General features: G+C 51.0%; 16 protein-coding genes. All 16 read right to left on the bottom strand.

Annotation, left to right across the window (positions count from 1 at the left end; translation table 11 throughout):
• Window positions 1–587: 587 nt before the first annotated feature.
• The 16 genes from rplQ to rplX all read right to left on the bottom strand — a co-directional run bounded on the left by rplQ (window position 588) and on the right by rplX (window position 8,725).
• Window positions 588–980, bottom strand: coding sequence for a 50S ribosomal protein L17 (gene rplQ, locus UN63_RS13210; protein WP_104487274.1), 393 nt, complete (start codon window positions 978–980; stop codon window positions 588–590).
• Between the two features lie 44 nt (window positions 981–1,024).
• A complete protein-coding gene (locus UN63_RS13205) occupies window positions 1,025–2,014 on the bottom strand; it encodes a DNA-directed RNA polymerase subunit alpha (protein WP_104487272.1) in 990 nt (329 codons plus the stop codon).
• A 25-nt stretch (window positions 2,015–2,039) separates the two neighbouring features.
• The gene (gene rpsD / locus UN63_RS13200) at window positions 2,040–2,660 is read right to left on the bottom strand and encodes a 30S ribosomal protein S4 (RefSeq protein WP_104487270.1); all 621 of its coding nucleotides are present in this window, start codon (window positions 2,658–2,660) and stop codon (window positions 2,040–2,042) included.
• Between the two features lie 30 nt (window positions 2,661–2,690).
• Complete coding sequence (gene rpsK / locus UN63_RS13195) at window positions 2,691–3,083, bottom strand: 30S ribosomal protein S11 (RefSeq protein WP_104487268.1); 393 nt, start codon at window positions 3,081–3,083, stop codon at window positions 2,691–2,693.
• Window positions 3,084–3,097: 14 nt separating this feature from the next.
• Window positions 3,098–3,454, bottom strand: coding sequence for a 30S ribosomal protein S13 (rpsM, locus tag UN63_RS13190; protein ID WP_104487266.1), 357 nt, complete (start codon window positions 3,452–3,454; stop codon window positions 3,098–3,100).
• Between the two features lie 137 nt (window positions 3,455–3,591).
• Window positions 3,592–3,705: a 50S ribosomal protein L36 gene (rpmJ, locus tag UN63_RS13185; protein ID WP_083399166.1), complete on the bottom strand. Its 114-nt coding sequence runs from the start codon at window positions 3,703–3,705 to the stop codon at window positions 3,592–3,594.
• A 26-nt stretch (window positions 3,706–3,731) separates the two neighbouring features.
• Window positions 3,732–5,063 carry a preprotein translocase subunit SecY gene (gene secY / locus UN63_RS13180; RefSeq protein ID WP_104487263.1) on the bottom strand — a complete coding sequence of 444 codons (1,332 nt, stop codon included), beginning with the start codon at window positions 5,061–5,063 and terminating at the stop codon, window positions 3,732–3,734.
• An 8-nt stretch (window positions 5,064–5,071) separates the two neighbouring features.
• A complete protein-coding gene (rplO, locus tag UN63_RS13175; protein ID WP_104487261.1) occupies window positions 5,072–5,506 on the bottom strand; it encodes a 50S ribosomal protein L15 in 435 nt (144 codons plus the stop codon).
• Between the two features lie 4 nt (window positions 5,507–5,510).
• Entirely contained in the window at window positions 5,511–5,693 is a 183-nt protein-coding gene (gene rpmD / locus UN63_RS13170; protein WP_104487259.1) for a 50S ribosomal protein L30, read from the bottom strand.
• Window positions 5,694–5,700: 7 nt separating this feature from the next.
• Entirely contained in the window at window positions 5,701–6,201 is a 501-nt protein-coding gene (gene rpsE / locus UN63_RS13165) for a 30S ribosomal protein S5 (RefSeq protein ID WP_104487256.1), read from the bottom strand.
• A 14-nt stretch (window positions 6,202–6,215) separates the two neighbouring features.
• Entirely contained in the window at window positions 6,216–6,569 is a 354-nt protein-coding gene (gene rplR / locus UN63_RS13160) for a 50S ribosomal protein L18 (RefSeq protein WP_104487254.1), read from the bottom strand.
• 9 nt (window positions 6,570–6,578) lie between these two features.
• A complete protein-coding gene (gene rplF, locus UN63_RS13155) occupies window positions 6,579–7,112 on the bottom strand; it encodes a 50S ribosomal protein L6 (protein ID WP_104487252.1) in 534 nt (177 codons plus the stop codon).
• Between the two features lie 9 nt (window positions 7,113–7,121).
• Window positions 7,122–7,514 carry a 30S ribosomal protein S8 gene (gene rpsH / locus UN63_RS13150; RefSeq protein WP_104487250.1) on the bottom strand — a complete coding sequence of 131 codons (393 nt, stop codon included), beginning with the start codon at window positions 7,512–7,514 and terminating at the stop codon, window positions 7,122–7,124.
• A 22-nt stretch (window positions 7,515–7,536) separates the two neighbouring features.
• Complete coding sequence (rpsN, locus tag UN63_RS13145) at window positions 7,537–7,842, bottom strand: 30S ribosomal protein S14 (RefSeq protein ID WP_104487247.1); 306 nt, start codon at window positions 7,840–7,842, stop codon at window positions 7,537–7,539.
• 11 nt (window positions 7,843–7,853) lie between these two features.
• Complete coding sequence (gene rplE / locus UN63_RS13140) at window positions 7,854–8,393, bottom strand: 50S ribosomal protein L5 (protein ID WP_104487245.1); 540 nt, start codon at window positions 8,391–8,393, stop codon at window positions 7,854–7,856.
• Window positions 8,394–8,407: 14 nt separating this feature from the next.
• On the bottom strand, window positions 8,408–8,725 hold the full coding sequence (gene rplX, locus UN63_RS13135; RefSeq protein WP_104487244.1) for a 50S ribosomal protein L24: 318 nt from the start codon (window positions 8,723–8,725) through the stop codon (window positions 8,408–8,410).
• Window positions 8,726–8,732: the final 7 nt, after the last annotated feature.

Here is an 8,732-nt window from a genome sequence, read left to right as displayed (position 1 = left end):
TGCTTAAACACCCAGCATTAACACATCTTATCTACAGAGTTACACACAGAAAACACTGTGAAGAGTGAAGTGTCAGGGGTGAGGTTTAGACATAAAACAGTGCCGAGCGTCCACTGCACGGGAATGGTGAATGCTTAATTTTGAATGTTGAATGAAATACCTGAGATAAATCCGAGCTTATTGTGCTTATAACACTCCATCTGCTGTTCTGCATTCTCAGATGGTTCTCGAAACTTAAGATAGCCGCCAGCTAGTGATAGACCGTTGGTGGTTGCTGTTCTTCAGCCCTCCTCCTAACGAAAGTCAGGATCTAGAATTGGACTTGAGTACATATAGTACGAGATACCGGATCAAGCCTGGTATGACAGGTGAGTCATGGCGCTTTTTGTGAGTGCGGTGTCGGGTTCTGTTGTGAATGTATTGCTCGATGCTTTTCGTCGCTCAAGGCGGTGGCTACGGGAGATGATGTTTGTTCTAAGTGTAGATGAGTGTTGTGTGGGGTTTTTCTGACTGCGTACAGCGTATGGCTTAAGCGGGGTTTGTCGGGGAGTAGACAAGAAAAAGCCGGGCGAACCCGGCTTTTGTTTTTATTCTTCAGAAGCGGCTGCTTCTGTTGCTTCGATATCACGACCTACCAGCTCAATATAAGCCATAGGTGCGTTATCGCCAGCACGGAATCCACACTTCAGGATGCGGGTGTAACCACCCGGACGCTCCTGGTAGCGAGGTCCCAATTCGTTGAACAAGATGCCAACTACTTCGCTGTCGCGAGTACGGGCAAATGCCAAACGACGGTTGGCGACTGTGTCGCTTTTAGCCAATGTGATCAGAGGCTCAACCACTCGACGCAGCTCTTTTGCCTTGGGCAGAGTCGTCTTGATAACTGCATGACGAACCAAGGAGCTAGCCATGTTGCGGAACATTGCCTGACGGTGGCTGCTGTTCCGGTTAAGTTGACGACCACTCTTACGATGGCGCATGACCTAATCCTTCCTAACTAAATCTGTAAAACCCGTGACCCGGTTTATTCATCAGCGATGCTGGCAGGCGGCCAGTTCTCAAGGCGCATGCCCAGAGACAAACCACGAGACGCCAACACGTCTTTAATCTCGGTAAGAGATTTTTTACCCAGGTTGGGAGTCTTCAACAACTCCACCTCGGTACGCTGTACCAGATCACCAATGTAGTGGATCGCTTCAGCCTTCAGACAGTTCGCAGAACGAACTGTCAGTTCCAGATCGTCGACAGGACGCAGCAGGATAGGATCGAACTCAGGCTTGTCTTCTTTCTCTTCCGGTTCGCTCACGTCACGCAGATCGACGAAGGCTTCCAGCTGTTCAGCCATGATAGTGGCTGCACGGCGGATGGCTTCTTCGGGATCCAAAGTGCCGTTGGTTTCCATGTCGATAACCAGCTTATCCAAATCGGTACGCTGTTCAACACGGGCCGCCTCAACATTGTAGGCGATACGAACCACGGGGCTGTATGCCGCATCCAGCAACAAACGACCAATAGGACGCTCGTCGTCTTCGGTATGAGCACGGGCAGAGGCAGGTACATAACCACGACCGCGCTGTACTTTCAGACGCATGCTGATTTCGGCATCACTCCCTGTCAGATGACAGATGATGTGCTCTGGGTTAACGATCTCAACGTCATCACCATGGGTGATGTCGCCTGCCGTTACGGGACCTGCACCAGTTTTGGTCAGCGACAGGGTGACTTCGTCCTTGCCTTCCAGCTTGACAGCAATCTCTTTCAGATTAAGCAAGATTTCCAGGATATCTTCCTGAATACCTTCCTTGCTGCTGTATTCATGCAACACACCGTCTAATTCGACTTCGGTGATCGCACAACCGGGCATGGAAGAAAGCAGAATACGACGTAGCGTATTACCCAATGTATGACCAAAGCCACGCTCCAGCGGCTCGAGAGTCACTTTGGCATGAGTCGGGCTGATCTGTTCGATATCAACCAGACGCGGCTTAAGAAAATCTGTTACAGAACCCTGCATTGTGTCCTCTCTATAGAAGCTAGCTTTACTTAGAGTAAAGCTCGACGATCAGCTGTTCGTTAATTTCGGCAGACAGGTCGCTACGCTCAGGCAGACGCTTGTAAACGCCTTGCATGTTGGTAACGTCAACTTCTACCCAAGTCGGCTTTTCACGTTGACCGGAAACCTCAAGAGCGGCTTTGATCCGGGCTTGCTTCTTTGCCTTCTCGCGAATGCTGATAACATCCTCGGGAGAAACTTGGAAGGAAGGAATGTTGACAACCTTACCGTTCACCAGGATAGCCTTGTGGCTGACCAGCTGACGAGACTCGGCGCGAGTGGCACCGAAACCCATACGGTAAATAACGTTGTCCAGACGACCTTCCAGCAGCTGCAACAGGTTCGCACCGGTATTGCCTTTCAGGCGAGCAGCTTCTTTATAGTAGTTGCGGAATTGCTTTTCCAGAACGCCGTAGATACGACGAACTTTCTGCTTTTCACGCAGCTGTACACCGTAGTCGGACAGACGGGCTTTACGAGCGCCATGCTGACCAGGTGCAGTATCAATTTTACATTTTGAATCTATCGCGCGAACGCCTGACTTCAGGAAGAGGTCAGTGCCCTCGCGACGGCTCAGTTTGAGCTTAGGACCCAGATATCTTGCCATGTTCTTTCTCCAACTATCCTACAAGAAGTGTTATACGCGACGCTTCTTGGGAGGACGACAACCGTTGTGCGGGATGGGAGTCACATCGGTGATGTTGGTGATGCGGAAACCCGCAGCATTCAACGCCCGAATGGATGACTCGCGGCCCGGACCCGGACCTTTCACCATTACTTCCAGGTTCTTAACGCCGTATTCTTTGGCAATCTCACCGGCACGTTCTGCAGCTACCTGAGCAGCGAACGGGGTGGACTTGCGAGAACCACGGAAACCTGAACCACCAGCAGTTGCCCAGGAAAGAGCATTACCCTGACGATCAGTAATAGTTACTATGGTGTTGTTGAAAGATGCATGAACGTGGGCAATGCCGTCGCTCACCTGCTTTTTAACGCGCTTACGCACACTACGAGCCGGAGTTTTAGCCATGATCTACCTTCCCGTTATCTCTTGATCGGTTTACGAGGACCCTTGCGCGTACGCGCATTGGTCTTGGTGCGCTGACCACGAAGGGGTAGGCTGCGACGATGACGCAGACCTCGGTAACAACCCAGGTCCATCAGACGCTTGATGTTCATGGAAATCTCGCGGCGCAGGTCACCTTCTACGATGAATTTTGCCACTTGCTCACGCAGAGTTTCTACCTGAGCTTCATCCAATTCTTTTATTTTCACATCCTCAGCGATACCGGCTGCAGCACAAATGGCTTTAGAGCGGGTACGGCCGACGCCATAAATCGCAGTTAACGCAATAACTGCATGTTTATGGTCAGGAATGTTAATGCCAGCGATACGGGCCACTATGCACTCCTACAAATTAAAATATATAAAGCCATTACAAAGCCCGTCTAGGATACGTAATGACACAGACACCCAACAAAGGTGGCTGGCTACTTTAGCCAGCTCGCCTTTAATTTACAAGTCAAACCGTAACTTTTTTAGCCTTGGCGCTGTTTATGCTTAGGCTCAGTGCAAAGTACGCGTACCACGCCGTGGCGCTTAACGATTTTGCAGTTACGGCAGATTGCCTTAACGGAAGCACGAACTTTCATTGCTTAACTCCGTAAATAACCGAACCTTAACGGTTGTAACCCTTCAGGTTCGCTTTTTTCAGGACATCGCCATACTGATGGGACATCATGTGGGTTTGCACCTGAGCCATGAAGTCCATGATGACGACCACAATAATCAACAGCGAGGTACCACCAAAGTAGAACTGGACGTTCCAGGCTGTCATCAAAAACTGTGGAACCAAACAGATAAAGGTAATGTACAGAGCTCCGACCAGAGTCAGGCGAGTCATTACTTTATCAATGTAGCGCGCTGTTTGCTCACCCGGACGTATGCCCGGAATGAAAGCACCACTCTTCTTCAGGTTATCTGCCGTCTCACGCGGGTTGAACACCAACGCAGTATAGAAGAAACAGAAGAAGATAATGGCAGCGGCATACAGCATCACGTACAGCGGTTGACCAGGCTGCAGAGTCAGAGAGACCTCTTGCAGGATATTGGCAAACCACCCCTCTCCCTGACCGAACCAAGAGGCTACGGTACCCGGGAACAGGATGATGCTGGATGCGAAAATTGCCGGAATAACCCCCGCCATGTTCACTTTCAAGGGCAGGTGTGTACTCTGTGCTGCGAATACCTGACGGCCCTGTTGACGCTTGGCGTAGTTCACCACAATGCGGCGCTGGCCACGTTCAACAAATACCACGAAGTAAGTTACCGCAAACACAATCACGGCCAGCAGTAACAGCAACAATATGTGCAATTCCCCCTGACGCGCCTGCTCTGCCGTGGCACCAATGGCCGATGGCAGACCAGCAACAATACCCACGAAGATAATCAACGAGATACCATTGCCAATGCCTCGTTCGGTTACCTGTTCACCCAACCACATCAGAAACATGGTACCGGTGACCAGACTCACCACTGCTGTGAAATAGAAACCAAGACCCACGTTAACCACGAGTCCGGGCATCATATTCGGTAAACCAGTGGCGATACCGATGGCCTGGATGGTGCCGAGAACCAGGGTGCCATACCGGGTGTACTGACTGATCTTTCGACGGCCAGATTCACCTTCCTTCTTGAGCTCAGCCAAGGCGGGGTGAACCACAGTCAGCAACTGGATGATAATGGACGCAGAAATATACGGCATTATCCCCAGCGCCAGTATGGACGCTCGTTCCAGAGCGCCACCACTGAACATGTTGAACATTTCAATGATGGTGCCCTGCTGTTGCTGGAACAAGTCGGCAAGTACGGCGGCGTCAATTCCAGGAATAGGCACATAGGAGCCGGCGCGAAATACAACGATCGCGATAAGAACGAAAAGCAAACGACTCTTCAGTTCACCCAGCCCACCCTGTGCGCTTTTAGCATCTAATCCTGGTTTCTTGGCCATAGTACTTATTATTCCTCGATTTTACCGCCGGCTGCTTCGATGGCTGCGCGTGCACCTTTGGTGACGCCCAGACCAACCACAGTCACTTGACGGTCAATAGTGCCAGACAGAACCACTTTGGCAAACTGGATATTCTTGGTAACCAAGCCAGCCTGCTTCAGTGTGTTCAAATCAACCACATTGCCTTCAACTTTAGCCAGTTCGCTCAGACGAATTTCGGTAGTTACACGACCTTTACGGGAAGTGAAACCAAACTTCGGCAGACGCTGTTTCAGAGGCATCTGACCGCCTTCAAAACCGTTGCGAACCTTACCGCCAGAGCGGGATTTCTGACCTTTGTGGCCGCGGCCACCGGTTTTACCCAGGCCGGAACCGATACCACGACCAACGCGCTTGGCGCTGGGCTTGGAGCCGGCGGCCGGAGACAGAGTATTCAAACGCATACGATTACTCCCCAACCTTAACCATGTAGTAAACCTGGTTGATCATACCGCGTACACAAGCTGTATCTTCCAGCTCGACGGTGTGACCAATGCGACGCAGACCCAGGCCACGCAGCGTTGCCTTATGCTTAGGCAAACGACCGATGGAGCTGCGAGTCTGTGTTACTTTTACAGTCTTGTTAGCCATTGGCGCATTACCCCAGTATTTCGTCAACGCGCAGACCACGCTTGGCAGCGACTTGCTCGGGTGACTTCATTTGAGTCAGAGCGTCGATGGTAGCGCGAACTACGTTGTTCGGGTTAGTGGAACCGTAAGTCTTGGCCAGTACGTTATGTACACCGGCAACTTCCAGTACGGCGCGCATTGCACCACCGGCGATGATGCCGGTACCGTCAGAAGCAGGCTTCATGAATACGTTTGAACCAGAGTGACGACCTTTTACCGGATGGAACAAGGTGCCGTTGTTCAGACCAACTGTACGCATGTTACGACGAGCCTGTTCCATCGCCTTTTGAATGGCAGCAGGAACTTCACGGGCTTTACCGTAACCGAAACCAATACGACCGTTACCATCGCCTACTACCGTCAGAGCGGTGAAGGAGAAGATACGACCACCTTTTACGACTTTTGATACACGGTTAACTGCAATGAGCTTTTCTTGCAGTTCACCGGCTTGAGCTTCGATTTTTGCCATTTTCGACTCCACCCTTAGAACTGAAGACCAGCTTCACGTGCAGCTGTAGCCAGTGCGGCTACGCGACCGTGATATTGGAAACCGGAACGGTCAAAAGCGACAACTGTTACGCCTTTTTCAAGAGCGCGCTCAGCGATGGCTTTACCTACTACCGTGGCGGCATCTACGTTACCGGTATACTTCACCAGCTCACGTACTGACTTTTCCACGGTAGACGCGGAAGCCAGAACAACTGTGCTGTTCGGTGCAATAACCTGTGCATAGATGTGGCGCGGAGTACGGTGAACCACCAGGCGAGTCGCACCCAGTTCCAGCATCTTTTTACGTGCTTTGGTAGCACGGCGGATACGAGCTGCTTTTTTGTCCATAGTGTTACCTTACTTCTTCTTAGCCTCTTTACTGCGGACCTGTTCGCCGAAATAGCGAACACCTTTGCCTTTGTAAGGCTCGGGTTTACGGTACGCACGAATATTGGCAGCGACCTGACCGATCTGCTGTTTGTCTGCAGACTTGAGAACAATCTCAGTCTGGGTAGGACATTCAGCTGATACGCCTTCAGGAAGCGCATGCTCAACCGGGTGAGAGAAACCCAGAGACAGTGCAATTGCATTGCCTTTAATCTGGGCACGATAGCCTACACCAACCAGCTGCAGCTTGCGTTCGAAGCCTTCGGTAACACCGACAACCATGTTGTTGACCAGAGAACGGGCAGTGCCGGACTGGGCGTTCGCACCGGCCACGTTTTCACGCGGGGCGAACTTCAACAGGTTATCTTCCTGGCTGATTTCAACAGCAGCATTGATGGTACGATTCAAAGTACCTTTGCTACCCTTGACGGTGATTTCCTGACCGTTCAACGTCACTTCTACGCCGGCAGGAATTTCGATAGGTGCCTTAGCAATGCGAGACATATCTACTCCTTATGCAACGTAGCAGATGATCTCACCGCCCATACCCGCTTTACGCGCGGCACGGTCGGTCATCACACCTTGGGACGTGGAAACGATAGCTACACCCATACCTGCCATAACTTTCGGCAGTTCGTCGCGCTTCTTATAGATGCGCAGACCGGGGCGGCTGACGCGTTGGATCAGTTCGACCACAGCTTCGCCTTCGAAGTACTTTAAAGTGACTTCCAGTTCGGCTTTGGTCTCACCAACGACGTTAAAGTCAGCAATATAACCTTCTTCTTTCAGTACCTGGGCAATAGCCACTTTGACTTTGGAAGAGGGCATGGTGACAGCAACTTTGTTGGCTGCCTGACCGTTGCGGATGCGGGTCAGCATATCCGCGATCGGATCTTGCATGCTCATTGTGTATTACTCCCGTGTTCGCTTACCAAGAAGCCTTCTTCAGGCCTGGAATTTCACCCTTCATCATCAGTTCGCGCACCTTGATGCGGCTCAAACCGAACTTCCGCAGGAAACCGTGCGGACGACCAGTGATGTTGCAGCGGTTACGCTGACGAGAGGGACTTGCGTCACGGGGCAATTGCTGCAGTTTCAGCACTGCATCCCAACGTGCTTCGTCAGAAGTGTTCACGTTGGAAATGATTTCTTTCAGTGCTTGACGCTTGGTTGAGAACTTCTCAACCAGCTTTGCGCGCTTGACTTCGCGAGCTTTCATTGATTGTTTTGCCATAACCCTACACCTTACTTACGGAATGGGAAGTTAAAGGCAGCCAGCAGAGCACGACCTTCTTCGTCAGACTGGGCAGTGGTGGTAATGGTAATATCCATACCACGCACACGATCTACCTTGTCATAATCGATTTCAGGAAAAATGATTTGCTCACGCACGCCCATGGAGTAGTTACCACGACCATCGAACGACTTGGCGTTCAGGCCACGGAAGTCACGGATCCGAGGGATAGAGATGCAAATCAAACGCTCCAGAAACTCCCACATACGCTCGCCGCGCAGAGTTACTTTACAACCAATGGGGTAGCCTTCACGGATTTTGAAGCCAGCAACGGATTTACGAGCTTTGGTGATCAATGGCTTTTGACCGGAAATGGCAGCCATATCGGCAGCAGCATTATCCAGGATCTTTTTATCAGCCAGAGCTTCACCCACACCCATGTTCAGGGTGATTTTCTCAATCCGAGGGACTTGCATGATAGACTTATACCCGAACTGACTAGACAGTTCTTTTACTACAGTTTCATTGTAGTAACCATGCAGTTTCGCCATCGTATAAACTCCAATTACTTCACAAGTTCGCCGGTAGACTTGAAGAAACGAACTTTTTTGTCGTCTTCAAACCGGAAACCAACGCGATCAGCTTTGCCAGAGGCAGAGTTGAACAACGCTACATTTGATACGTCGAGAGGCGCTTCCTGCTCAATAATACCGCCAGCCTGGCCCAGTTGTGGAACCGGCTTTTGGTGTTTCTTGTTCAGGTTGAGACCTGCAACGATTACTTTACCTTCATTGACCAGAACTTTGGTGACAGTGCCACGCTTGCCCTTGTCTTTGCCGGTAAGAATGATGACTTCGTCATCGCGACGGATTTTAGCTGCCATCGTTTGA

The sequence above is a fragment of the Oceanisphaera arctica genome, from assembly GCF_002936955.1.
Lineage (GTDB): Bacteria > Pseudomonadota > Gammaproteobacteria > Enterobacterales > Aeromonadaceae > Oceanimonas > Oceanimonas arctica.
Note: the sequence above shows the minus strand (reverse complement) of the source record. Positions and strands in the feature narration are given on the sequence as shown.